This window comes from Vibrio sp. AND4 (assembly GCF_000171815.1).
In the GTDB taxonomy this organism is placed as follows: domain Bacteria; phylum Pseudomonadota; class Gammaproteobacteria; order Enterobacterales; family Vibrionaceae; genus Vibrio.
Genome location: NZ_ABGR01000001.1, coordinates 549,475 through 573,812 on the forward strand (window position 1 = coordinate 549,475; position 24,338 = coordinate 573,812).

The following is a 24,338-nucleotide window of genomic DNA, read 5'->3' on the forward strand; positions in this document are numbered from 1 at the left end:
TTAAGGTGGTTTGCGGTGATTTAGGTATTGCGTCGCTCACCCCTTGACTGGACGTTATGTTTATTGTCAGATCTACCTCAATCATCCAATATGCAACAATGTGCAAAATAATAGAACAGTGTTAGAATCCGACTAGCTTGTATGGCTCAGACAGTAGAATAAGTATAAAAAGGAAAATATAAAATGAGCGATATCGTACAGATTTTATCGTTTGATAAATATATAGCTCCTCTGGAGCATACGTCTGATGGTCGAATGGCAGCAACACACCTAGCTAGTGTTAAGTGGATAGATAACAAAGCTGGTCGTTTCTATGTAAAAGTTTATCCCAAATGTCATCCTCGTGGCTTAATCAACGAAATTACTGGTTACCTTGTGGCGCACGCCTCTGGTATACCGCAACCTAAAAAAGTCGCCGTCATACAAATCCCTAAAGAAGCGATAGAAAATAATTTCGAAGGTGACTTTGAATGTTCTGGGGACTACTATTGGGGATGGGCTAGCGAAGAGTCTGGGACAACTCCCAATACATACCTGAAAATGGAAAATATGGTAGCATTTAATCAATGCATAGAGCTGTTAAAAAAGTGGAAGTCATTCCCAAATATGCTTGCTTTCGATGATTGGGTTGCAAATCAAGATAGGAACACAGGAAATATAACAATCAAAGGATACAATGACTTTTACGTCATTGATCATGGTAATGTACCTGTTTCGGAGAAGTGGGCTAAAGAGCATTTAGTGGTGGAAAGTGTGTATGAAAATAAGCTACTTGACGGGTTGTACCAAGGTAACAACTACCCACTGCCTTTATCTGCATCCTTAATTGAGTCAAGTAAAGAGCACCCGGAGGCTTTTAGAAAAGCTCACCGAGAATTAATTAAATGGTGTAACGCGCTACTCGATGAAGAAAGCTCATCACACCTTCAGCATTTCCTTGAAGCTCGTGCACATCTTAGTGTATCGAGAATTAAGGATAAAACGCGGCTACTGGTGGCTTAAATGAACAATCTTGAAAAGCTATTAGGACAAAATACTGAGAAAAGCCTAGTAAAAGGTGAGTGGTTTAATATCAGGTGGACGCCTGATTTAGCTACTGGTGAGAAACTTAACATTGGCGTGGGTTTTGTCGAAAATGGACGTGTTCACAGCAGATTGTTGAGCTATTTCGAAAGAGTAAAGTGCCTGTATGGTGAACGTGGCATTTATCATGCAGAGTTGGTGACTTCAATAGTTGGTGAAAGTTTACGTCAGAATAAAAAGTCATCACCGATCCCACAAATTGCATACGATAACTCTGGTTATGCTCAAGGTTTTTCTGTTGATGAGGTTTTAACTAGTCTGTTTGAACAGACTGTTCCTTTACAAAAAAAAATCCGTGTGCCCGGTAATGCAAAGCGATTTAACTCCGTTAACACAGATAAACTATATACCTGCTTAGTTGACGAGTTAAAAATTAAAGCTGCATTACAATTTGAAGAGTTTGTTCCTGCTGATAGTTCCATTTTTATCAAGGATAACTTGGGTTCACACGAACTTTTTGTACCGTTTCGAGACAACAAAAACCTTGTTGGAGGGCTCGCGTCGACAGTCTATTCTAACGTTCAAAGAATTGAACTTAATCTACTGAAAGCGGCTAGAGATGTTGAATCTGCGGTTAAGTTAGGTAAGGGAAATAAAGCATCCGTCTTTATATTAATGCCTGGCGATGAAATCGAAAAGTTAAACAGAGAACAAATCATGTCAATTGAAAATACACTTGATAAATTTGATTGGCATATGAATAAGCAAGGTGTTTCCGTTGGTGGGCACACCTCTGTTAGTGGGTTGGCAGACGAAATATGTTCTTGGGCTAATGTAGCATAAACATAATAATCCGTTTAAGAGTGATTCACAACGCGTGGCATTTTCACCATGCGTTGGTTTAAATGATTAATGCGGTATGCGGCAGTTTCAATATCGCGCCCCAACACCATAATTTGTAAGAAGCATCTCTAAGACATCAGCTTCAATTTGTACAATATCCGTATTATTGGCTTTGGCTTGCTCAATGATTGCATGCACAGTTTGAAGTGTATCAGTAATTTCCTGTTCAAGTTGAGTCAGCTCATCGTGTATTTTTTCCATGTTCCTAATCCCTCTGTTAACTGAAGAAAAACTACCATGTAGAAAATCAATCTGGCCACTCAAAGAAAGAGGTTTGCGTGGCACAACACTGTTCCTTTGAAAGGAAATGTTGATTAAGTTGTACATGAAGTGAAGAGGCCTGCATCGCTCAAGCCTTAAAGAATGTCACCATAGAAATTGATTATCGGAACGATAAATAGTTAATTTTGTGAATTTATTTACAGTGCATCATACTGATTGTTGACAACAATCGATTTGATGGTGTGTTACTTTAGCCAGTAAGTAAAGGGCGGTAGCGTTTATGCCCCTTTCATACTTTAAAGTATTGGCTCACTCGAGATCCGATAACTGGAGTTTATGCAAAGCAATGAAAAATGCCATTGATCGCTAAACAGGGATCCATATCACTGCTTAGTTAACCCCAATGCAATAGTATGCTTATTATGGGCCTAGAGTGTGGCTTTGGTTGAAAGTCTATAGCTTTTATAGCGTTCAAAAATTGTCCAGAATATAATGAAAAGAGATTAAAGCATGAAGGTTGCACGAATTGAAATTTCAAATTTCAGATTACTAAAAAGTTTTGCCTTAGACTTGGAAGACGAGTTATCTTTAGTTATAGGGAAAAACAATACGGGTAAGACTTCAATATTAGCTTGTTTAGATAAACTTGCAGTTCAATCTGACAAAAAAGCGATTACCTATGAGGACTTTAATGTTGATTTAATGTCTTCTATTGAGGCTGTGTTGCTTGGTGAAAAAGCGTTAAAAAGTGAAGAGGAATACTCACCTTTTGGCATTCAACTAAAACTATTTATTAAATATACCGAATCGGATGACCTCTCCAAAATTAGCTCTTTAATAATGAGTTTAGACCCTACTGATGATAACGTGCTCCTTTCTTTCGAGTATAAAATAGCTTTTGATAGAATGGTTGAAATGAAATCTGCTTACAATAAAGAGGCAGAAAAATTCGAACATAGTCCTCGCTTATTTTTAAAAGAAAACCTCTCTGATTACTTTGGCACAGTTGTGAAGAAAAGCTTGCTGATGGGTGATGAGAGCCAGTTTATTGATTTAAATAAAGAGAGAATTAACCTCAAAGACATTTTATCTATTCAGTTCATCAATGCAAAAAGAAGTGTAACTAATAAGAAAAATGATAAGACTCTATCGAATCAAACATCAACTTTGTATAAACAAGTAGATGAATCTGACGAGCAAGTAGAAGCATCGAACGAGTTTAAAAAAGAATTACGTAAAACGGATACCAAGCTAAGCGGTATCTATGAGAATATGTTTGAAGGTGTCATTGAAAAAGTTAACAGGTTTGGTGGTATTAGCCCAACAGATACCACTATCAGAGTTGCATCGACTTTACAACATCGTGAGTTGTTAGATGGGAACACCACAGTCATGTATCAGCACCAAAGTCATGATCTTCCTGAACATTACAATGGCCTAGGGTACATGAACTTAATCAGTATGATTTTTGAAATTGAGATGCTGATGAGTAGGTTAAGGAAATCACTCAAAGAGCAACCAGCCTCGATAAATTTACTCTTTATTGAAGAACCTGAAGCACATACCCACCCACAGATGCAGTATGTATTCATTAAAAATATTAAAACGCTATTGAAGGAAAATCGCCTGAGACAAGATGGTAAGGAAATACATTTACAATCAATTATTACCACACACTCCTCTCATATAGTGTCAGAAAGTAGTTTTAATGATATCAAGTATTTAAGAAAAATTCCGCAATCTAATCAGGTTCATGCTAAAAACCTGAAAGATTTAGAGTTGGAGTACGCTTCTAAAAAAGATCCTATAAAAGATGCAGAGCTTAAACAGTCATATCGTTTTTTGAAGCAATATTTAACCCTAAATCGAGCTGAGCTGTTTTTTGCAGACAAAGCGATTTTTATCGAAGGTGATACTGAACGAATTATTTTGCCTGCAATGATGAAAAAAATTGATCAAGCCTGTGAAGATAGTGATGTGCAGCCACTGTTATCTCAAAATATTTCAATGGTCGAGGTTGGAGCTCACTCTCAAACATTTGAAAAATTTATAGACTTTATTGGACTTAAGTCGCTGATCATTACAGATATCGATAGCAACAAAGAAGTGCCCAAGGATGGTAATCCAACTCAAACAGAGAGATTAAAGTGTCCTCCGAACGCAGCAGGAGCATCTCAGACTTCAAATGCTTCGTTAGATTTTTTCTTTGGCACAAAAGAATTAGCCTTCTATAAGAATTTGGAATTATCTAAAAAGAGCTTAAGCAAATGTCCAGAGCAAAAAGTGTGGAAACAAGATCCAGAAGGTCTAGTTAAAATTATCTATCAAGTTGAAGAAAATGGTTACCTTGCCAGAAGTTTTGAGGACGCATTTTTCCATATTAATAACGAACTTCTAAAGATTGGCCATAATGCATTCCCATCATTGACAAAGAAGTATTATGACAAGTATCAATCTGGCGATATAGAAGTTTATGAATTTGCTGAAAAAGCCGTAAATAGCAAACCGTCTCTAGCTATTGAAATTTTATTAAATAGTAAAACTGTAAGTTGTAAAAAAGGTGGTTCAGAAGTTGATTCAATAGAAATTGAGTTTTCAAACTGGGATGTGCCATTATATATCAGGGAAGGGCTATTATGGCTACAACAGAATTAGATTTAGATAAACTCTCAAAAGAAGCTAAAGAAGTATTTAAATTAATTAAAGATAAAAAACATTTCTTACTCAGTGGTGGTGCTGGTAGTGGAAAAACATACTCATTAGTAGAAATATTGAGAGCTGTAATTAACGATACTCCTTCAGTTAATATTGCATGTATTACTTATACTAATGCTGCTGTTTCTGAAATTGAAGATAGACTTTCACATGATAATCTTCATGTGTCAACTATTCATGATTTTCTATGGAATAACATAAAAAACTTTCAATTTGAGATCAAGCAAACATTAATTGAACTGATTAATGACCCAGAACAAACGGTGATTAACAGTTCAGACAAAAAAATGGTTGATCAGAGCTTTTTTGATGATTGTGATATTATAAAATATAAAGAATATGTAAAAATAGTGAATGGAATAATATCACATGATGAAGTAGTTGTTCTCGCTACCAAAATGTTCGAGAAATATGAAAGGCTATGCTCAATTGTAAAGGACAAGTACCCATATATTTTTGTCGATGAATATCAGGATACAAACCCAATGGTAGTTAAGGTTCTCCTTGAATATATGGAAAGGTCAAATAAGCCTAATGTAGTTGGTTTCTTTGGTGATGCAATGCAGTCAATATATGATGGAAGTGTCGGCAATCTTGATATATATACTAAGTCAGAGCCACCGACGGTATATGAAGTAATCAAAAAGCAAAATCGTCGAAACCCTTTACAGGTAATTAACTTGGCAAATCTAATCAGAACAGATGAGCTTGTGCAAGAACCTTCTGATGACCAATCTGCCCCTAATATGGATAACAATGGAAAGGTAAAACAAGGTGAGATTAAGTTCTTGTATTCTACTAGTGATAATTTGAAAACTGTCCGGCAACATCTAGGTTGGGACTTTAATTGTTCCACGACAGTAAAAGAATTGAACCTAACTCATAACTTAATAGCAGTTCAAGCCAACTTCCCTGAGTTGATGCGTATTTATGACAAAGATAAAATTCTTGAATATATACGAGATAAAGTAAGGAAGCCCTTAGCAGAAAACGAGCCCGAGTACGATTCTACAGGAAAAACACTTGCTCAAGTATTAGAGCATGTCGGTAACCCGAACCCCACGCCAGCGCAAAACACTTATATTGATAATCACTATGAGTGTTTCGAGCTTGCTAAATCTCTTCCTTTTGATCAACTTAGCAAGTTGTATGTAAATAAAGATCAGTTACTTGACGACAAAAAAAACTATGTGGGTGACGATAGCAAGCCAAACTCTAATCGAGATGACCTTATAAACCATTTGTTTAAGATTGAAAACTGTATTCGTCTTTACGAGTCCAAAAATCATAATCGGTTCATTAAGGCTACAGATTACTCAATATTATCAGTGAATGATAAAGTAAATCTACACAAGGCTATTCAAGCTTTCCAGATTGATGAAGGTATTTCAATCGGTAAAGTTATTGATCTTGCTCATGAATTGGGACTGGTTGTTAAAGATGATAAGGTGGAAAAGTTTGCTGCAGATAGATACTACGTGTACAAACAAGTTTGCGACATTAAGTATCAAGAGTTTCGTAACGTATTTAACTATCTTGAGGGCTTTCTCCCATTCTCTACTCAGCATAAAACGAAAGGTTCAGAGTTCCCTAACGTGTTGATTTTATTAGATAATGGTAAGTGGAATCAATATAATTTTAAGTATTTGTTTGAACATGATGGAACCGATAGTGTTAGGCAAAGGACTGAAAAAATATTTTATGTATGCTGTACCCGTGCGAAAGAAAAGCTTGCTGTGTTTTTTCCAAATCCTACCCAGAAAACAGTCAAAACTGCTCTTGAATGGTTTGGTGAAGATAATGTTGTGAACTTGGATGAATGCTTTTTTGATTAGCAAAGATTATCAGATGACCTCTGTAGAATTTAACATTGGAGTTGAAATGAAATTAGATAAAAAAGAACGCTTAGCTTTAGTCAATCAGTTCTTGATATTAGAAAAACTGTATCCGGAAGAAGCGAATTACTATGCTGAGCACCGTCAGGCAATATCTGAGGGTTATGAACTACACTATGACTGGATTTATCGAGAACTATGGGAAGGTCTATCGAAAGAAGAATGTCGCCGAGTTCTTAATATTTTAGATATGTATCGAACAATCCATTTTTCAGCAAAAAAATGCGCAAACACTACTGTAAATGATCATTACTGGCTTAAATTTCAAGGCTTTGATGGAAATGAAGAGAGCTCGTATATGGCATATTGTCGATATTTTATCGTCGATTTAGAGCGCTACGATGAACTAAGATATAATCAAGAGATTCCAGACCTCAATTCACACATGCCTACACTGAGCAAATACGATGCAATGTTATCGGTATGGGAAGGATTTGGTAAGCCACACACACTTGGAGCGGACGAAATACTAGCAATTCTAGAGGCTAGGTAGTATGCCAAATTACATAAACTATTCGGCAACGTTCCTTTCAATCGTTAGTGGTATTATAGCTATTTGGCAAGCATACAAAGCTACTACCGAAGCTAGTAAGGCAAAGACTTACCGTGACGAAATCATAAACGTTCGAAAGGCTGTTGATTTTTCGGGTATAGAAGCTGTGCTGAATCGTACAATCATCTTGATTTCCAAATATGGTCCTTCCGCTTCAATTTCTAGCTTATCTGGAGTTTCTCCTGATAAAGATGCTGAAGAAGTCCAACATTTCATCACCTCTTTGAGGAAGAATAAAATACTTTTTGATGGATACTACTCGGAAATAGATAAATTTTGTAATGAATTATCCGATTTATTGGAAAAGTTAGTTGCTTGCAATCCATCTGATTCTAAATCGATGAAAAGTCACGGTACAGTTATTTATCACCGACTGACAGACTTCTCGTCAATCCTTAAGGGTAATTTAGACTTACTTAAAGAAAAGGAGGTGGTCTGCTAACAAACGAATACGGCGTCGAGAGCTAATTTTAACTGTGTTCTCATCTCACATTCCGCCATCTCTTAAAATTATTCTGCACCTATTAAACTGGACAGATCGAAAAAAATTTTCGACACTAAAAGTTACCCGCAGTTTTCTAATTTAAGTGGTTGTCTTAAGATGTTTATCTCCAAAAGTTAGAAAGAGAAACTTAACATTGTTGAACTCTCCGCCCAAGTGTGCATAATTACCACATTAGAAAACCTCGCCAACTCGGCGGGGTTTTTTCGTTTTTAGCGTTTATAACTTACGAGCACCCATTTCCATTGTGAAAGTCGGGTGCTTTTTTGTGGGACTCATATGCAAGATAAACTCAGTTCATTCTTATCATATCTCACTAGTGCCTTACTGGCCCTGACAGGGGCATTCAGCATCCAAGATTGGGCGGCGGTGATTGGTGTGGTGATGGTGTTTGTCACTTACTTCACCAACCGCAGCATTAAACTCAAATTGCTTGAAGAAGTTCGCAAGCAACGAATTTCGGAAGAGCTCTGTGAAAAAATTAATCAATAAAACCGTCTGCTCTGTTGCGGTTGTGCTGTCCGTTGTCTTTAGTCTTTCCCCCAACATGCAAACTAGCCAACAAGGCCTTGCGCATATCGCCAACCTAGAAGGATGCCGAACGAAAGCCTATCAATGCAGCGCAAATGTTTGGACCAATGGCCTTGGCCACACAACGGGCGTAAAGCAGGGCGATGTAGTTGATGAAGTGCAGATAGCCCACAACTTTATCGCCGATGTCCAAACCGCAGAACAGGCCGTTAACCGTTACCTCACCGCAGAGGTGACGCAAGCTCAGTTTGATGTCCTGGTGAGCTTTGTGTTTAACCTTGGCGCGGGCAACTTAAAACGCTCCACCATGCTTAAGCTGTTCAACCAAAACAAACCGTTGAAAGCCTGCCGCGAGCTTTCACGTTGGGTCTATGTTAACGGTAAAAACTGCAATGACCCTGATAGCCAATGTTCAGGGGTGGTGAAACGCCGTAAAATTGAGCGGCAAGTTTGTTTAAACGGCTGGTAAAGGGGAGCTTATGAACGTCTCTTTCAAAACGGCTTTTTTGGTGGGGTTGGTTGTCTTGCTGCTTGGCAGCTTAGCGGCGTCAGCTTACTTGTTTGAGCTCACTAAGCTTCAAGCCAAGCGGTACGGCGAGCTACAAGGCCAGTTCAAAGACTCACTGAGCAAAAACAAATCCCTGTCTATTGCGGTGAAAACCCTAACGGATGAAGTTAAGCAGGCGCAGCGGGCCGCTGATGCATTGCTGCAAGCCAAGGCAGAGCGCAAAAGGGTAACGATTCGGACCGTGACCCAAATCAAAGAGGTACTGAACCATGAAAAATGCGCAGATGTGCCTATCCCTAATGCTACTCAGTGGCTGTACTACCACTGAGGTGGTGACCGAGTATCACGATCGCTTGGTGCTGCCTCCGGCTGTTTATCTCACTTCTTGCCAACCACCTTTTACAGCGCCGCCGCACACCTACGGTGAAGCCGTTGAGCGCGATCCAATATGGTTAGAAGCTTGGCGCAACTGCGCCGATCAAATTGAGCACTTACGTGACTTTTATGGTTACGACAGTGCGCTCCCCAACACGGGCAAATAACACTTACTCCTTGGGTGGTCGTCCACCGTTATCCGTTGTTGCCCGTAACCCTTTCCTAAGTAGGGGGTGCAAGCGTCGGTTCCTCGCTGTCTGACTTGTTAGCCATGATCATATTCAGCTCGCTGCTGATACTCCTTTTATGCTAGCGCAAGTTCAGAGTCAAAAAGGAACAAGCAGAGTTTGAGAGAACTCCATTAACCAGCAACGTCAGCTTAATGCGAAAAAGGGCGTGACGCTCGGAGAGACGAGACTTATTGATGAGGGCTTTCAATGAACAATGAAAAACGACTTTGGAATTTAACCGAGTTGGAAGCGTTCGACTATCACCGTTCCACGATCCGCAAAAAGCTTAAATCCGCCGGCATTGAGCCTGTCGCATTTAAAGGGCAAACCCCGCTTTATGACGTGGTTCAGGTCACGCCGTACTTATGCAAAGCGCCATTAAAAGAGAGCGACGCCCCTGATTTGATGGGGTTTAAAACCGCTGCAGAGCTCAGAGCCTACGTGCAATCAGAGCGGGAAAAGCTTGCGCTGCAGAAAGACTCAAGCGAGTGCATTTCTAAAGAGGATTACGAGAATGAAATTGCCATTTGTATTTCTGGTGTGAAGGGCTTTAAAGACAAAGTGATCACGCGGATTGAATCGGCCATCCCGACGGCGACAACGCAGCAACTCGAAGCACTAGAAAGTTTACTTAATTATGATTTAAAGGCGGTGTCGGATGGGCTTGAACAACTTTGACACGCGCCTTGGGGTTCAGTACGCGGATGCGGCCAAGATACGGCGAGAGCTGGCTTACCTGTGCGCGCCAACCGATAAGACGCCAATTGAAGCCGCCGATGAGGATTTGTGGATATCAGATGGCACGGACGTCACCAAGTTTTTGTCTTCGTTAGTGCCTTATATGAAAGAGCCAATGAACTGTTTGGCAAGGCGCATTTATGAAGCCGTGATTGTGGTTGGTCCGGCTCGTTCAGGAAAGACCAAGGCGTTAGTCGAAGGATGGATTAATTACACTGTCACGCAAGCGCCAGGCGATATGCTGCTGATTTACAGCACTAAGACCAAAGCAACGGATATGTCTAAGGCGGATCTCGACCGCTGCTTTTCATCAACGCCAGGCATTGCGCGTCTCAGAACGGGGCGAAAGTCCGACGATAACATCACCTCTAAGAAGTTTAAGAACGGCATGAACCTCAAGTTAGATTCGGCCACAGAAACCAGCTTGTCGGCCTCAACGTATCGTTATGCTGGCGCGACAGATTACGACAGGGCCGATGATGGCGTGGGGCAAGAGGGCTCCAAGTTTGAACTGATGTTAATGCGGGTTCAAAACGCTAAGTCTTCGGGCATGGTGATGGCCGAGAGCTCGCCTGGTCGTATTGTTCGCCACCCTAAGCCAGAAGAAGAGCTACTCCCTCATGAGGCGCAACCTTGTGGGGGCATTGCCTCGCTGTATAACCAAGGTGACAGACGCCGTTTTTATTGGTCGTGCGACGATTGCCATGCCTACTTTAGACCGGAATTCGAAACGCTAAAGTGGGAGGAAAAAGACGATCCTTTACTGACTTCCCAAACGGCGTATGTGGCTTGCCCAAGGTGTGGCCACCGCATTGATGAAGTGGATAAACACGCCAAGAACTTAAGCGGGCAATGGTTTCGTGAAGGGGCGGTGGACCAATACGGCGAGTTAGTCGAAGACGAGGCCGAGATACGCACCACCAAATGGGCCACGTTTTGGTTTGAGGGCGTGATAGCGGCGTACAGCAGTTGGCAAAACTTGGTGTATCGCTATCTCAATGCGGAGGCCATTTATCAAGACAGCGGTGATGAAGACGCGTTGATCTCCTTTATCAATACCCGAATGGGCCGCTCTTATATTCTGCAATCCCAAGGGCAAGATATTGGCGCTCATGAGCTGATGGAAAAGGCCAAAGGCAATCCATATTTGCGCAGTGTGGTGCCTGTCGGTGGCCGCTTCTTGATCATGAACATCGACGTTCAAGGTGGTAAGTCCAACGCTCGCTTTGTGGTGCAAGCTCAGGTGTTTGGTGAAGGGCTGCAACGTTGGGTCATCGACCGCTTTGAAATCCTCACTACGCCGCACCGCAACGGCGACCGTATTAACCCAGCGATTTACGCCGAAGATTGGGATCTGCTTATCGAGCAGGTGATCAAAAAAACGTATCCGGTTGCCGATGGCAGTGGACGAGTGATGAAGCCGGTACTCACGCTGTGTGACTCGGGCGGCTCGGCGGCGGAAAAAGATGGTAAGAAAACCTCAGTGACCGATTTTGCCTACCAGTTTTATAACCGGCTTAAATCGAAAGGCCTGTCCCATTTGTTTCGCTTGGTAAAAGGGGCCAGCAACAAAGACATGGATTCCCTTATCAAAGAATCGTACCCCGATAAGCGCAGCAAACTGGCGCATGGTGAAATTCCCTTACTGCTGCTGCACACCAACCGACTTAAAAACCGAGTGGTGGCCAGCTATTCCCGTGAAGAGTTTGGTTCTCGGTATTTTCATTTACCTTCGTGGGCGCAAAGAGAATGGTTTGATGAACTGACGGCAGAATTCATTGATGAAAAAGGCCAATGGATCTGCCCTGAGAAGACCCGCAACGAGAGCTTTGATTTATGCGCCTATGCCGAAGCGGGCATGCACTTTCTTGGTGGTGACGATATCCACTGGGAAAGCCCGCCACCTTGGGCGTCGGAATGGCAGATAAACCCGAATGTGGTTGATGCTGATTTGCAGCCCGCCTTCGAGCGCAAGCCTAAGAAACGTTACAACCACTCAAGAGGTATTTTCGGATGAGTTTAGTCATACCCACCAATCAAGACCGTTTGCAGTGGTACCTACAAGCCGAGCAGAAGATCTTACAGCAACAAACGGTGAGAACGGCGCAAGGGGAAGAGTTGACCTTGGCCAGTTTAGCGACGGTGCGCAGAGAGATAGAGCGTTTGCAGCGGCTTATCGCATCACAGGCACAAGGTGGGCGGCGTTCCATGATACGGAGAAATTATCTTGAGTAGCCCAAACTTGTTAGACAAGCTCATCGCCGTATTCAATCCCCGCAAAGGGCTAGAGCGCGCCTACGACCGACGGCTTTTAAACAAATACAACGCCGCACTGCCACGAAACCCACACACCAAGAAGACCAACAAGCAATCCAAAGGCGATGCCAACGCGTTGAACAAGGGCGCGAAAGCCGTGTATCAGCGAGCCAGGCACATGGATGAGAACAACCCGTTTGTGACGGCCATTTTGGATGAACTCTGCGCAAATGTGATTGGCCCGAACGGCATCATGGTCGAGCCTCAACCTTTAAATAATAAAGGCGAGGTCCATGTGGAATGCGCTCAGGCGATCATGACGTGGTGGGAGAACTTCTCGTTAAAGCAGAACATCGATGCAGAGCATTCTCGAGCAGAAACTGAGTGGCTTGCGGGTCGAACCTGGTTTCGTGATGGCGAGGTGTTTTGCCGCATGTTCATGGGTAGGCACAAGGATTTGAGTTACCCAACCGACACGCCTTTTGCGGTGCAGCCGTTTGAGCCTGATTTTATTCCAGCCCATATCACCGAGGCCGACGGGGGACTGTTCGAAGGGATCAAGCGCAATCAACTGGGTCAGGCCATCAGTTATCTAATTCAGAGAGATGCGCGAGGCTTTGAGTTTGTGGATGTCGATGCGCAGTTTGTTTGCCATTTGAAGTTTACCCGCCGCTTTCACCAAAACCGTGGCATTTCACTTTTGCATTCGGTGTTGGATTTGGTCGATGACATTGAAGATTACGATCAGTCTGAACGCATCAGCGCCCAGATAGCGAGCCGCTTTGCCTATTACATCAAACGAGACCCGACCTTAAATTCCAACGCAACAGACGCATTTGATCGTGGCGGTGATTTGTTCCTAGGTATGGGGAATTCGTTTGAGTTGGCACCCGGTGAAGATGCCGGTGTGGTGGAGAACAACCGAAAAGACACCATGAGCAGTCCTTTTCGTAATGCACAGCTTCGATTGGCCAGCGGGGGCGCAGGGGTGAATAACTCCAGCGTCACTCGAGACTACAGCAACGGCAGTTACTCTGCGCAGCGGCAAGAATTAATCGATTCATTCAGTCGTTATCGGGTACTGCAGCGCAAGTTCGTTTTGGGTTGGACCCGTCCACAGTATCGGCATGCGTTACAAATGGCGATGCTTGCCGGCGAGGTCAAGATCCCGAAAGACGTTGACCGAGCGACCATCTTAAATGCGATTTATCAAGCGCCCGTGATGCCATGGATTGATCCAGGCAAAGAGATGGTTGGCGTGGAAAAAGGCACCCGTTTGGGGCTGTATTCGTTAAGCCATGCGCAGCGTGAACGCAACATAAACCCTTTATCGACTCGGCGTGAAATTCAATCGGAGCGAGAACAAATGAACGATATGCACATCGTGAGCACGTCCGATCCTGCTCATGCGATAAAGCTCAACAATCAAAGAGAAGAGGCCAACCATGCCAAAGCCAAATAAGAGCTGGTACACGCTCAAAAATGAAGCCGACGTGATCAAGGTCTGGGTGCATGGCGACATCAGCGCTTACGACATTGATGCAACGGAAATCATCGCCGCGCTGCAAGTTGCCGATGGTAAAGAAGTCGAATTACGCATGTTAAGTGGCGGTGGCAGTGTCTACCAAGGCTTAGCCATGTACAACGCCTTAAAGGCCCACAAAGGCAAAGTGGTGGGCATTGTTGATGGCATGGCCGCGAGCATTGCGACGTATGTCTTGCTGGCCTGTGATTCCATTCGCATGCCTGAAAACGCCATGTTGATGATCCACAACCCATCTATTGGGGCATGGGGCGGCGAGAAGGAAATCAACTCAGCGCTGCAGCAGTTGCAAGCGGCCACCAAAACCATTTCTGAAGCCTACGTGGAGAAATCTGGCCAACCGCTTGAAGATGTCCTCACCGCAATGGAAAGCGAAACCTGGTTTACCGCGCAAGCCGCGAAAGATTGGGGACTTGTCGATGAAGTGGTGGAGGCGGTCGACTTGAGTAACTCGTTACAAAGCTTCGATGAGTCCGATTTCAAGAACTTTAAACACGCGCCAAGTGAGCTTATCAACTCACTAAAGCGCCAACCAGAAGAACCAACACCTTTGGCAGCTTCTGCTCCGCCAAACGATCCTCAAATCAATAACACCAAGCAGGTAAGCGACATGCCGAATCCAAATGAAGATATACAAAATGCTGTAAAAGCAGAGAACCAACGCCAAGCGGATATTCGTGCGCTGTGCGCTCAGCATAAAGTCAGTGAGACGCTCACCAATGAAATGCTTGCCGACTTATCGTGCTCGGTGGGGCAAGCGTCCACTAAGATTTTAGAAAGCATTGGTCGCCAAGCGGCAGCAGGACAGCAAGAGCCCGAAGCAAACTTAACCGCCACGCACATGCGCGTTGGCAACGGCAACCATGTGAAAGATGAGCTGCAAAATGCCCTGAATGCACGTTGTGGCGTGGCCGATTTAGAAAAAGATAATTCGTTTGGCCATGAGTCATTGCTCAACATGGCGCGGGCTTGTCTCGATGTAAACGCCCGAAGCGCCATCACCAAAAATGAGCTGGTTAACCGAGCGTTTAACTCGGGGGATTTTGGCGACATCATCACCGAGGGCATTCGCACTGTAATGCGCGATGAGGCACAGGCACGCGCACCAATGTGGCGAGAGCTGGCGAACGTGGAGAATCTAACGGATTTTCGTGAGACTGAGCTGGTGATGGTGAACGATGCGCCGGACTTGATGAAAGTTTCGGAAGATGGCGAATACAAAGCGGCGGTCTTAAAAGGCAGCGGTGAGCGTATTCAGCTTGCGACTTTTGGCCGAGAGATCCAGTTCACTCGTCACGCTATCATTAATGATGAGATTGGCTTGGTGGCCAAGGTGCCACGTAAGTTCATGCAGTCGGGTTATCGCCTGTCCGATAAGTTAATGTTTAACGCTATCCTCGCCGGAAAGATGGCCGATGGGGACGACGTGTTTAAAGCGGGCAAGGACAAAGACTGGGGTAACCTCATCAGAAGCATTCCAAAAGGCGATTACGCGGCAATGATCATGGCGCTGCATAAGGTGTTTGCAACCGCCACCACCATTCCGCTCGATGGTAAAGCGGGCAAGGGCGATGCATTAGACTTGCGCGGCGAGATTTTGATTGCCAGCCCAGACCACGCCTCGATGTTTGAAGCGGTGTTGAACACGGCAAGCAAACCCGACGTCTTTAACCCTGCTTATAAGAAGTTTGGCAAGGTGATTGAAACCGCACGTGTAGGCGATATAGATGGCGCCTTGGCGTTAACGGGGAAAGACTTCGATACCGTCGTGATGGGCTTTTTAGACGGCCAGCAAGATCCGTGGCTAGAAACGGGCGACGGCTGGAGCAGTGATGGTGCTAAGTTCCGCATCACTTATGACTTGATGTCTAAGGTACTCGATCGCCGTGGTATTGCTCTGGCGAGCTTTGCCTAAAAGGCTGTGTGATTTTACTAACAGGGTGAGCATGGCTTGCCCTTTTTTAATGGTGACAATATGCGTTTAAGCGATGGAAAGAAGATTGTAGCGCCCGTGCCAGCGGGTGGTTTTATTAAGGATGTGCCGTGTTTACTTGGGTCTTTATTAGTGGTACCCAACTTTACCGCCAAAGCTGGCGACACGGCGGTATGTTACACACAAGGTCATTTTGATGGACCAATCAAAGCGGGTGATAGCGTGAGCTTTACCTCTGAGCCAGCGTATTTCAAAGACGGCGAATTTACCAAGACACAACCCACCGAACCTGGGGATGTGTCTCAACCTGTTGGCGTGTTCATCGAAGATGGCGTGCTGCTGACGGGCGGCCTCATCACCGAGTTCGTTAATGAGTAATTTTGAATCGGCTCGAGATCTTATTCGACAATCTATCCAACGCTGCTTTGGCCGTGCCATGGTGGTGTTGACGCCACAAGGGCAGCAGATTGAAGTGATCGGTTACATTCGAAGCCATGAGAAGGGCGTTAATCAAGTGCGTTTGCTGGTAACGGATTCTGAGCTGCCTGAGTGCTGCACGCTGCTTTATTGCGATAAACGCTATCGGTTGGTCTTTGATGCGGCCGTGAAAAGCCGCCGCTCGACAAGCCAGCTCATGAGAGAGTATGTGATGGTGTTAGATACTCAAGGGGCGCAGCATGGGTGGTCAGAGTTTCAGCCGATCTAATACGCTGTTAGATACCAAGTTTATTCGTCGCTATGAGGCGTTTGAAAAAGAGCTCCCCAAAGTGATGCTGAGAGCCGCGGCGCTGACGTCTCGTTGGTTACGCGGCGTATCGATGACCGAGCTTGGCTACGAGTTAAGTATCGACAATAAAGCGCTGCGCTCACGGTTTCGCGTCTACAAAAACGGAAAGTCTTCAAAGCTGTGGATTGGTGTGCGCGACATTGGGGTTCACCGAATGGGTAAGCCGGTGCAAAAACGCTTAGGTGTCCAAGTCGGTGAGCATTTTTTTGCCGGCGCGTTTATCTCTCCGATGAACAGCGATGAGCTTTTGGTATGGCGACGGCGCGGTAAATCGAGATCGTCGATTGAAAAGGTAGAACTCAATATTGCCGATGACGTAGATGCGATCATTGAGAACTACTTGCCAGACATTAATCGTAAATTTGAGGCGTTTTTTCATCGTGAATTCAAACAGGTTCTTTCACTCGCCACGTGAGTGGGTGTTACTGGTGGTTAGCCACTTAGAGAAACGGCTTTCAATCAAGATAGAAACCGTGTATCGGCGACAAGCAATAGAGTTGGCCAACACCACCATTAGTTATCACATCGGGGAGGCAGAGCCGGTCAACGAGTATGCCAACGATGGGCGACATCTTCATGAGATTGAATTGCGCTTCTTGGTGGAGGTGCCTTTATCCATGGATGGTTTTGACTTAGAAGCACTGGACGCTTCAACCCGTTTAGAACGTGAATTACTGAATGAGCGCTTTGGCGTATCGAGTGATTTGGAAGGGGCGTTGGTGGTGTCGAATTTGCCCAGTAAATTTGATCCACAAAACGGCGTGTTTGCTCGCACCGTCACCATGAAACAGCGAATTCGATTAGGCCCAGTCGAGCAGAGCTGGCATTGCATAGAGGGGAGTCGTCACCATGCTAGTCAAACTGATGAAACACGTTAGTGCGTTGGAAAAGAAGGTTCTTGAGCTGCACGAAGAGCTAGAAGAGAACAATCGCGCTTCTGCAAACCTGATCCGCTTGGGGGTTGTGGCCAACGCAGAGCAAACCACCGTGGATATTCAGACAGGGGATAATCTGGTAAAGCGTATCCCTTTTTTTGTGCTGGCTTCTGGGCGAGTCAGCCAGTATCGACGTCCGTCCGTCAATGAGCAGTGTTTACTTATCAACCTTGGGAGCGGTGACAGCTTAAACAACGCCGTCGCGTTAATGGGGTTACCGTCGACTAACTTCCCATGCCCAACCACCAAAGAGAACGAGGTGATGACGGACTATGGCAACGGCATGTCGGAGCTTTATAACCTCGATGATGGCTCGATGGTTTGTCGTTATCCAGGGGGCGTAAAGATTTACGGTGACACATGGCAAGACGGCAGTTATCAAGCAACGGGTGACATCACCGACCATACCCGCTCGATGCAAGCGGACCGAGAAATTTATAACGAGCACGAACACCCTGGCGTGGTACCTGGCCCAGCGAAAACCAAACCAACGGAGGAGCAGCAATGATAGGTATCGATCCCCAAACAGGCAAAGCCGTGTCCGGTGCGAGCGCGATAAACTGCCGCTTTGCAAAGGTGCTGACAACGGCGATCCACTCCCGAGTCAAACGACGAGGTGTCGGCAATCGAGCCGTCTCACGCCTTGGCAAGCAGCAGACCCCAACCGAGGCCATGATCGTTCAAAACCTGACGCTCGAGGCCTTATCGAATCCATTAAATGGGTTAACGGATTATCAGGGTATTCAGTGCCGAGCTATCCCACATTTGAATGGCTTTAGAGTCAAAGTCTCGGGAACCTGGCGCGGCGAACCTTTGCAGTTGAGCGGCGTGTTGTGAGCGGAGTGCTATGAGCGATAGACCACAGGCTTTCACTGAGCCTAACTTTGAGACCCTGCTCAGTGAATACATTGAATACGCGGTGGAGTACTGCGCCCAGCGAGATGAAGACAAAGCCAAACAGTTACGCGAGGCGTTTAATAATCAGGGTGAGCTTCTTGCTCAGGTGACACAGGCGTTTGTTTTAAAGCGCACCGCTGAAATTCGAGAGCAAAATCACCAAGCGATGCAGATGTTTCGTAAATACGTGACCGATACCGAAATGGTGGATTTACTCGCGCTGCAATACAGCCTAAAGCGCCAAGTTATCGAAGCGGGGGATGATTCCGTATTCCCCGCCAAGCAGCCTGTGATGGAGTCGAATGAAAGCTTGCTGCAGCGGTTTGATTTAGCGCCTTTTCAGTTTCATACCACCGGCACTCGGCTTGGATACCGCTTTCATGCCATGACGTTAGAAGAACGGCCAACCATTACAGTCAGCTCAGAAAAAGACGGCTTAATGATGCGTTATGAGTTTCCTGAAACGGCTTTGCCCAACCCAATTAAAGATGCGCAGGCGCGAATGCTCGAGCCACATTCTGGCAAGGTGTGTGTCGCGCTGCTTAGCCGCATATCAGCAGACGGTGTACCTAGCCCGGCTTTGCTGGAAAGAGCAAGGCAGTATTTAAACCGTGATGATATCGCGCAGGAGTCAGACGAGGTCACCGTTAAAGCGGTCACGCCTCGACCTTATCGCATTGAAGTGACGCTCTTTACAGGGGCAGACCCAAACAATGAAGTCGACAATGAATCCGCAGTTGCAGTGGCTTGGCAGTTTGCCGAGAAAGCGCAAAGGCTTGGCAGTATCGTTGACCGAGAAGAGGTGGCCCATATCTTTTATGAGCTCGGCGCGAAACGGGCCAAGGTGCAAGCGCCGGTGGCTGATGTGGTGTGCGCTTGGGATGAGGCACCTTATTGCACGGAGGTGGTAGTGAATGTCCGATCCGAGTGAGGCGTTTATCTCGGTCCAACCGAATAATGCGTCTTTGATTGAAGAGGCCTTGGAGTATGGCTGGACTGAATTGATTCAATCGACTTCTTGTCCGTATCCGAATCTCAAACAGCCCTTACTCACCGACCAAGCTTTTGTGGCTTTGCTCGCTGGTGAGCGCGGCGTAAGAGATTGGCAGCCCAAGGACACGTTAGACAGCCAGCGTAAAACCGTCGACAGAGCCTTTGAAATTCACCGGAAAGCGGGCACGCGGTTTGGTTTGTCGGTTGCCCTGGACGCGATTGATTGCGATGTCGAAGTCACGCCCTGGCATCAAATGCAACCACGCCAAGCACCGTATCATATTGAGTGCATCGCGCGGCAGCGACAGACGCCGATAGATAAATCAGCCGCACATCGAGTCTTAAGCCGGATTGAAAATACCAAATCGGAGCGCGATACCATTGATTTGATCATGGCAATTGGCACTGATTCTGGGTTGGCGTTTTCTGGCGCCGGTTATCAAGTGCTATGTGTGGATGAGTCAATGACAGGCACGATACGCGATGTTTCACCTGGCTTTGCTCCCTTATATTGGGGCGCAGGAACACGCTTAATTTTTTCCACTGATGTTGAATTTGGAGCAATCGCATGAGTTATATCGTGCAATACACTGACGCGGGCCTTGCCGAGCTTATCAGCGCTCGTAACCAAGGGCTCAAAGGGGCAATCAAATACATTGCCGTGGGCGATCGCAGCTACACGCCAACCGCAAACCAAACCGCGCTTGCAAATGAACTGCAGCGAGAGGTTATCGCTGATTGGGAAGATCTCAGCCCGACGCAATTGCGAATGGGGGCAGTATTTCGAGGCGACAAGGAGTATGAGGTTCGTGAAGTGGGGTTCTTTTTAGAATCCGGCACTTTACTGGCGGTGTATTCCGCCCCAAACACCTTGCTGACTTACAAGTCGGCGAACTCGAGCTGGTTACAAAAGTTCACGTTGGACGTGTCGCCACTGCCAAGTGGCAGCGTGACCATCGAGGTTGGTACCGAGAACGTGAATTTATTGATGTCTGAAGAGGTTCTGAATGCGGCCATCGCCACGATTTCTTTAGGCACGACACAAATCAAAATTGCGCATCAGCAACTGTTGCTCAGTGAGCGATTAAGAACGGAGTTGGGTTAATGAGTATTGAACAGAAAATCACGGAGTTACAAAGAACCTCGGCAGAGCAGACCGCCGCCTCACAAGCCTTGTCGCAGGAGGTGGCAGGGAAGATGGGCGAGATTGACCAAAAAGTGATTGAAGCCAAAGATGACTTTGAACGCTGGCGTGGCGAGGTTCAGGCAAAAGACATTAACGGGCAGGGCACATATAAATCGGTGATTGATTTAACGGGATTAAGTACAGACTATTTCTTTCCGGTTTGGTGGGCCATACCAGGTAATCAAGAAGGAAACACGCAAATTACTATTTGTAGAGGATATCCGGAAGACAGCCATCGATCGCCGTTCGGAGAGGGAGTTGTTCACATAGCAGGACTAAACCTACAAATCGAAGGCGTTGGAAACCCATGGAATGGGGATGCGAATTACCTAGAAATCAAACGGCTTTCACAAACTTATCGAAAAACGGTGCGAGCAATCCAGTTTGGGATGAAATGTATTGCAAGGCCAATTACTGGCGCTAAGCCACTGTATGCAGGGTATACAGACGGACAGGTTGTGAATCATTCTCGTAATGGTGGTTGTTACCTAAGAGGTGGGCTGACTTACCATGTCACAAAAAGTTTTGATGGCGGTTTGAGGTATAGCCGAGAGAAGAATGAAATTTCGACTGGGCCATATTCGAATGAAGCCTTTGAAATTGACTGGCACGTGAAAGCGTATCATATTGACGACCCGTTTCTTGGGTCTGACTACGAAGAGACTCGCCACGCTTACACGCTCTATAACGATACACGTTATACAAAAAAAGACTGAGGGCGGCATGAAATATATCAAAGAGTTACCTTATTTTAATGGCGAGACGCTTTTCAATGTTCCTGCAGAGCTTGGGACTTTGATTGAGATGGGCTTTAGTCAAGAACGTGCTGCTGAAATTTGCCTTGAGGCTGAACACGCAGAGCTTTGGGAGCAGATCCTATCCGCTCGTAACGCAAGGCTCGCGCAAACGGACTTTACCCAAGTAGGCGATGCGCCGATCACACCAGAAAAGAAGGTGGCGTTCGCAAGTTACCGCCAAGCACTGCGGGACTTACCTCAAAACTTTTCTAACCCCAATGACGTCGTCTGGCCAGAAAAGCCAACCTCCTAAACCGCCACTTAATCTGGCGGTTTTTTTACATTCAAATTTATTGGAGCTAAGTACGGTGAACAACGCTAAACCCAAACCGAAAACACTGGAGTACCCGATCATCGAGGCGTTTCGACTCAATGGTCGTTGGGTGTACCCAAGTGAAAAAACCATTCACCTTTTTCCTCAGCAAACCGCTTTCCTGATCCAAAACAGGAAAATAGGACCAACCATTGAAGCTAAGGTGTCGTCTAAACCCACGCAGCGAGAGGGTAAATAATGCTCACGCCAATCCAAGATTTTGAGCTCAACGGGGTAGAAGTAAACACCATTGAGCCGCAACCAAGCATGGGCCCACTTGCGCTGCAGGTGGTGCATTTAACCGGTACCGCCCCAAACAAGAACGCCAGCTTGAGTTATAACGAGCCGACACGTTTATGGAATTACAGCCATGCGATGTTATCGCTTGATAGCAATGGAACCAGACAAGGCACCTTACCCAATGTGGTTCGCTACTTGCTCGAGTACGTAAAGTGCATTGTGTACGTCACGGTTGTGGAAGCCACGGCCAACGCAGCTCAAACAGAAGCCAACATTATTGGCACAGTGAACAGCGCAACGGGCGCCATCACAGGCCTTGAAACCGTGAAAGCGTGCGCAGAGACGCCGACCATTATTGCAGCTCCTGGCTTTAACTCGAAAGCGGTGGGTCAAAAACTTGCGCTCATCGGGCGCGACGTTCGTTGCCGTCCGGTGCTCGATGGACCGAATACCAATGATATGGCGGCGGCAGAGTTTGCAGCTGAATTTGGCTCAGAGGGAACTGGGCAAGATAAGCTTGCGATCATCGACCCTTGGTTTTTGAAAACCTACGACGGCGTGCAATCGCTCATGCCTGCTTCCATTGCTTTGGTGGCTGCCATGGCCTCAGTTGAAGGGTGGGAAAGCCCGCAAAATCGCGGCGTGCTTTGCGATGAAACCGCTCGCAATGTGTCATACAAAATCAATGACAAGACCACGCAAGCCAATTTCCTCAATAAGCATGGCGTGGTGACGATAGCGCGTACTCGAATGGGGGGCGTATCTATCATTGGTAACCGCTCAAACACGGGCCGCTTTCTTTCTCATGTTGGGTTGGAAGATTTGATGGCGCGTAAGTTAGAGGAAACCAGCCAACCACTGATGGGCAAACAGCTTACCGAGGAGTTTATGGGCCAAGTTGTCGATCGCCTGACGAACTGGGGCCAAAACCTCGTCGCCCAAGGCGTGATACCCGTCTTTAAAGCATTCCTACACCCAAGTAAAAACAATCTAGAGAACTATACCTCTGGGCGTTGGTACTTGTGTGTCAATTATGGCCGCTATGCACCGAATGAACACATGGTGTATGAAATGAGCGTGGATAACGGCCTTATCGAAACCTGGTTAGAAGAGGTGATTAATGGCTGATCGTATTCGCATGCGGATCGCGGCGCAGGTTGAATCTGTGCCAATGATGAACGAAATCGTCGAGTTCACTCCGGTGGATATTAAGACCAAGACGGTATCGAACGAGGGCGCTTTTGTTCAGTCTGAGGATGTCGTGGGGCTCGAGCCGCTTAAGTGGACGCTGAAAGTGCGTGGCGACCATAAAAAAATCCAAAACTCGCTGGGCCGTTTCTTTATGGATAACGCTCAGGTGAACGTCACGGAGAAGGGAAAAGACACAGATCAGGTTCAGTACGTGGAGGTGTATTCCATGTATGGGCCGATCACCAATATCAAGAAAGACGCAGTGAAAATGGGCGAGAAACCGACCGTTACCATCGAGGGCACCTGCAAAGCGTATAAGCTGACCGACACTGGCGCGGTCGTGCACGACATCAATGTCGATACAGGGAAAACCATTATTGGTGGTACCGACCTTATGGGAATGGCGGGCATACGTTAACCCATTAACTCAATCCGTATTTTGCCTCCAATCATGGGGGCATTTTTTTGGAAAAAATTCATGAAAAACCTAAGTAAACTGACGTTCTTCGCCCGTGAAAGCGTGGCTCTTAATACCATCACCGTCACCGAGTTTCGAAAACTTCCGCACATCGAAGCCGAGCAAGAGCTGACACCTAAGCAGCTCTTTGTGCAACGCAAAGCGGTGATCATGGCCTGCAGTGATTTAAAGCCAGAAGAATTTGAGACCTTAGCCGTACCGGACTTTAATCAATTGTATGAAGACATTTGTGATTTGATCTTAAAGCCATCCGACGAGCTCCAAGGCGATGTCCTGGATGGCAAGTCTGGCGGCTTTGATTTACTGCATCCTTTTGAAAATGAGGTCGGTGAAAAAATCACGCGCATCACGTTCACTATTCCAAAGGTAGCGCACTCTGAAGCCTTAGCCGAACTGACAGAAGATAAAGAGCGCGAAAACTTCATGTTTGAGGTGATCACAGGTCTGCAAACGTCCGATCTTAACTTCCTTTCCATTAACGACTACCTGGCGTTAAAGCCGCAGGTGGGCGCTTTTTTTCAGCAATCGGCGGCGTACTTTCGCCCAATGACGTCGAAAACCTAATTGACCTTATTCCCATGCATCGAAATACCT

At 45.7% G+C, this 24,338-nt stretch carries 31 protein-coding genes; 30 read left to right on the forward strand and 1 reads right to left on the reverse strand.

Going from position 1 to position 24,338, the window contains the following annotated elements; genetic code table 11:
- Window positions 1–183 precede the first annotated feature (183 nt).
- Both AND4_RS02360 and AND4_RS02365 read left to right on the forward strand, forming a co-directional pair.
- Window positions 184–1,002, forward strand: a complete 819-nt coding sequence (locus AND4_RS02360) for a HipA family kinase (RefSeq protein ID WP_009841290.1) — start codon at window positions 184–186, stop codon at window positions 1,000–1,002.
- The gene (locus AND4_RS02365) at window positions 1,003–1,866 is read left to right on the forward strand and encodes a hypothetical protein (protein ID WP_009841291.1); all 864 of its coding nucleotides are present in this window, start codon (window positions 1,003–1,005) and stop codon (window positions 1,864–1,866) included. It abuts the gene before it with no gap.
- A gap of 87 nt (window positions 1,867–1,953) precedes the next feature.
- Here the strand turns inward: AND4_RS02365 and AND4_RS20210 are convergent, their stop codons facing one another.
- Complete coding sequence (locus AND4_RS20210) at window positions 1,954–2,127, reverse strand: hypothetical protein (RefSeq protein ID WP_009841292.1); 174 nt, start codon at window positions 2,125–2,127, stop codon at window positions 1,954–1,956.
- 531 nt (window positions 2,128–2,658) lie between these two features.
- Between AND4_RS20210 and AND4_RS02370 the strand changes: the two genes are divergently transcribed.
- The 28 genes from AND4_RS02370 to AND4_RS02505 all read left to right on the forward strand — a co-directional run bounded on the left by AND4_RS02370 (window position 2,659) and on the right by AND4_RS02505 (window position 24,308).
- Window positions 2,659–4,803: an ATP-dependent endonuclease gene (locus AND4_RS02370; RefSeq protein WP_009841293.1), complete on the forward strand. Its 2,145-nt coding sequence runs from the start codon at window positions 2,659–2,661 to the stop codon at window positions 4,801–4,803.
- Window positions 4,785–6,698 (forward strand): UvrD-helicase domain-containing protein, encoded by a 1,914-nt coding sequence (locus AND4_RS02375; protein ID WP_009841294.1) that lies wholly within the window; start codon window positions 4,785–4,787, stop codon window positions 6,696–6,698. The genes AND4_RS02370 and AND4_RS02375 overlap by 19 nt, the downstream gene beginning before the upstream one ends.
- 46 nt (window positions 6,699–6,744) lie before the next feature.
- A complete protein-coding gene (locus AND4_RS02380) occupies window positions 6,745–7,251 on the forward strand; it encodes a YfbU family protein (RefSeq protein ID WP_043991427.1) in 507 nt (168 codons plus the stop codon).
- A 1-nt stretch (window position 7,252) separates the two neighbouring features.
- Window positions 7,253–7,753 (forward strand): hypothetical protein, encoded by a 501-nt coding sequence (locus AND4_RS02385; protein ID WP_009841296.1) that lies wholly within the window; start codon window positions 7,253–7,255, stop codon window positions 7,751–7,753.
- A 339-nt stretch (window positions 7,754–8,092) separates the two neighbouring features.
- Window positions 8,093–8,305 (forward strand): HP1 family phage holin, encoded by a 213-nt coding sequence (locus AND4_RS02390; protein WP_009841297.1) that lies wholly within the window; start codon window positions 8,093–8,095, stop codon window positions 8,303–8,305.
- Window positions 8,286–8,813 (forward strand): lysozyme, encoded by a 528-nt coding sequence (locus AND4_RS02395; RefSeq protein ID WP_009841298.1) that lies wholly within the window; start codon window positions 8,286–8,288, stop codon window positions 8,811–8,813. Before AND4_RS02390 ends, AND4_RS02395 begins: the two co-directional genes overlap by 20 nt.
- A 10-nt stretch (window positions 8,814–8,823) precedes the next feature.
- The gene (locus AND4_RS02400) at window positions 8,824–9,180 is read left to right on the forward strand and encodes a hypothetical protein (protein WP_009841299.1); all 357 of its coding nucleotides are present in this window, start codon (window positions 8,824–8,826) and stop codon (window positions 9,178–9,180) included.
- Window positions 9,181–9,184: 4 nt separating this feature from the next.
- A complete protein-coding gene (locus tag AND4_RS02405) occupies window positions 9,185–9,394 on the forward strand; it encodes a hypothetical protein (protein WP_241210229.1) in 210 nt (69 codons plus the stop codon).
- Window positions 9,395–9,664: 270 nt separating this feature from the next.
- Window positions 9,665–10,135, forward strand: coding sequence for a hypothetical protein (locus tag AND4_RS02410; RefSeq protein WP_009841301.1), 471 nt, complete (start codon window positions 9,665–9,667; stop codon window positions 10,133–10,135).
- Window positions 10,116–12,212 (forward strand): terminase gpA endonuclease subunit, encoded by a 2,097-nt coding sequence (locus tag AND4_RS02415; RefSeq protein WP_009841302.1) that lies wholly within the window; start codon window positions 10,116–10,118, stop codon window positions 12,210–12,212. Before AND4_RS02410 ends, AND4_RS02415 begins: the two co-directional genes overlap by 20 nt.
- Window positions 12,209–12,430, forward strand: a complete 222-nt coding sequence (locus AND4_RS02420) for a hypothetical protein (protein WP_009841303.1) — start codon at window positions 12,209–12,211, stop codon at window positions 12,428–12,430. The genes AND4_RS02415 and AND4_RS02420 overlap by 4 nt, the downstream gene beginning before the upstream one ends.
- The gene (locus AND4_RS02425) at window positions 12,423–13,913 is read left to right on the forward strand and encodes a phage portal protein (protein ID WP_009841304.1); all 1,491 of its coding nucleotides are present in this window, start codon (window positions 12,423–12,425) and stop codon (window positions 13,911–13,913) included. The genes AND4_RS02420 and AND4_RS02425 overlap by 8 nt, the downstream gene beginning before the upstream one ends.
- On the forward strand, window positions 13,897–15,909 hold the full coding sequence (locus AND4_RS02430) for a ClpP-like prohead protease/major capsid protein fusion protein (RefSeq protein ID WP_009841305.1): 2,013 nt from the start codon (window positions 13,897–13,899) through the stop codon (window positions 15,907–15,909). Before AND4_RS02425 ends, AND4_RS02430 begins: the two co-directional genes overlap by 17 nt.
- 60 nt (window positions 15,910–15,969) lie before the next feature.
- The gene (locus AND4_RS02435; protein ID WP_009841306.1) at window positions 15,970–16,305 is read left to right on the forward strand and encodes a DUF2190 family protein; all 336 of its coding nucleotides are present in this window, start codon (window positions 15,970–15,972) and stop codon (window positions 16,303–16,305) included.
- Window positions 16,298–16,633: a hypothetical protein gene (locus AND4_RS02440; protein ID WP_009841307.1), complete on the forward strand. Its 336-nt coding sequence runs from the start codon at window positions 16,298–16,300 to the stop codon at window positions 16,631–16,633. Before AND4_RS02435 ends, AND4_RS02440 begins: the two co-directional genes overlap by 8 nt.
- Entirely contained in the window at window positions 16,605–17,129 is a 525-nt protein-coding gene (locus AND4_RS02445) for a hypothetical protein (protein ID WP_009841308.1), read from the forward strand. The genes AND4_RS02440 and AND4_RS02445 overlap by 29 nt, the downstream gene beginning before the upstream one ends.
- A gap of 10 nt (window positions 17,130–17,139) precedes the next feature.
- Window positions 17,140–17,592: a hypothetical protein gene (locus tag AND4_RS02450; RefSeq protein WP_043991428.1), complete on the forward strand. Its 453-nt coding sequence runs from the start codon at window positions 17,140–17,142 to the stop codon at window positions 17,590–17,592.
- 4 nt (window positions 17,593–17,596) lie between these two features.
- Entirely contained in the window at window positions 17,597–18,157 is a 561-nt protein-coding gene (locus AND4_RS02455) for a phage baseplate assembly protein V (RefSeq protein ID WP_043991429.1), read from the forward strand.
- The gene (locus AND4_RS02460) at window positions 18,154–18,486 is read left to right on the forward strand and encodes a hypothetical protein (protein WP_009841311.1); all 333 of its coding nucleotides are present in this window, start codon (window positions 18,154–18,156) and stop codon (window positions 18,484–18,486) included. Before AND4_RS02455 ends, AND4_RS02460 begins: the two co-directional genes overlap by 4 nt.
- Before the next feature lie 10 nt (window positions 18,487–18,496).
- Window positions 18,497–19,477 (forward strand): baseplate J/gp47 family protein, encoded by a 981-nt coding sequence (locus AND4_RS02465; protein WP_009841312.1) that lies wholly within the window; start codon window positions 18,497–18,499, stop codon window positions 19,475–19,477.
- Window positions 19,461–20,111 (forward strand): phage tail protein I, encoded by a 651-nt coding sequence (locus AND4_RS02470; protein WP_009841313.1) that lies wholly within the window; start codon window positions 19,461–19,463, stop codon window positions 20,109–20,111. Before AND4_RS02465 ends, AND4_RS02470 begins: the two co-directional genes overlap by 17 nt.
- Entirely contained in the window at window positions 20,108–20,644 is a 537-nt protein-coding gene (locus tag AND4_RS02475) for a phage tail protein (protein ID WP_009841314.1), read from the forward strand. Before AND4_RS02470 ends, AND4_RS02475 begins: the two co-directional genes overlap by 4 nt.
- A complete protein-coding gene (locus AND4_RS02480; RefSeq protein ID WP_009841315.1) occupies window positions 20,644–21,441 on the forward strand; it encodes a hypothetical protein in 798 nt (265 codons plus the stop codon). The genes AND4_RS02475 and AND4_RS02480 overlap by 1 nt, the downstream gene beginning before the upstream one ends.
- A 7-nt stretch (window positions 21,442–21,448) precedes the next feature.
- The gene (locus tag AND4_RS02485; protein WP_009841316.1) at window positions 21,449–21,775 is read left to right on the forward strand and encodes a phage tail assembly chaperone; all 327 of its coding nucleotides are present in this window, start codon (window positions 21,449–21,451) and stop codon (window positions 21,773–21,775) included.
- 55 nt (window positions 21,776–21,830) lie between these two features.
- Window positions 21,831–22,034 (forward strand): hypothetical protein, encoded by a 204-nt coding sequence (locus AND4_RS02490; RefSeq protein WP_009841317.1) that lies wholly within the window; start codon window positions 21,831–21,833, stop codon window positions 22,032–22,034.
- Window positions 22,034–23,203 carry a tail protein gene (locus AND4_RS02495; protein WP_009841318.1) on the forward strand — a complete coding sequence of 390 codons (1,170 nt, stop codon included), beginning with the start codon at window positions 22,034–22,036 and terminating at the stop codon, window positions 23,201–23,203. Before AND4_RS02490 ends, AND4_RS02495 begins: the two co-directional genes overlap by 1 nt.
- Window positions 23,196–23,684: a phage major tail tube protein gene (locus AND4_RS02500; protein ID WP_009841319.1), complete on the forward strand. Its 489-nt coding sequence runs from the start codon at window positions 23,196–23,198 to the stop codon at window positions 23,682–23,684. Before AND4_RS02495 ends, AND4_RS02500 begins: the two co-directional genes overlap by 8 nt.
- Before the next feature lie 60 nt (window positions 23,685–23,744).
- On the forward strand, window positions 23,745–24,308 hold the full coding sequence (locus AND4_RS02505; protein WP_009841320.1) for a hypothetical protein: 564 nt from the start codon (window positions 23,745–23,747) through the stop codon (window positions 24,306–24,308).
- Window positions 24,309–24,338 lie beyond the last annotated feature (30 nt).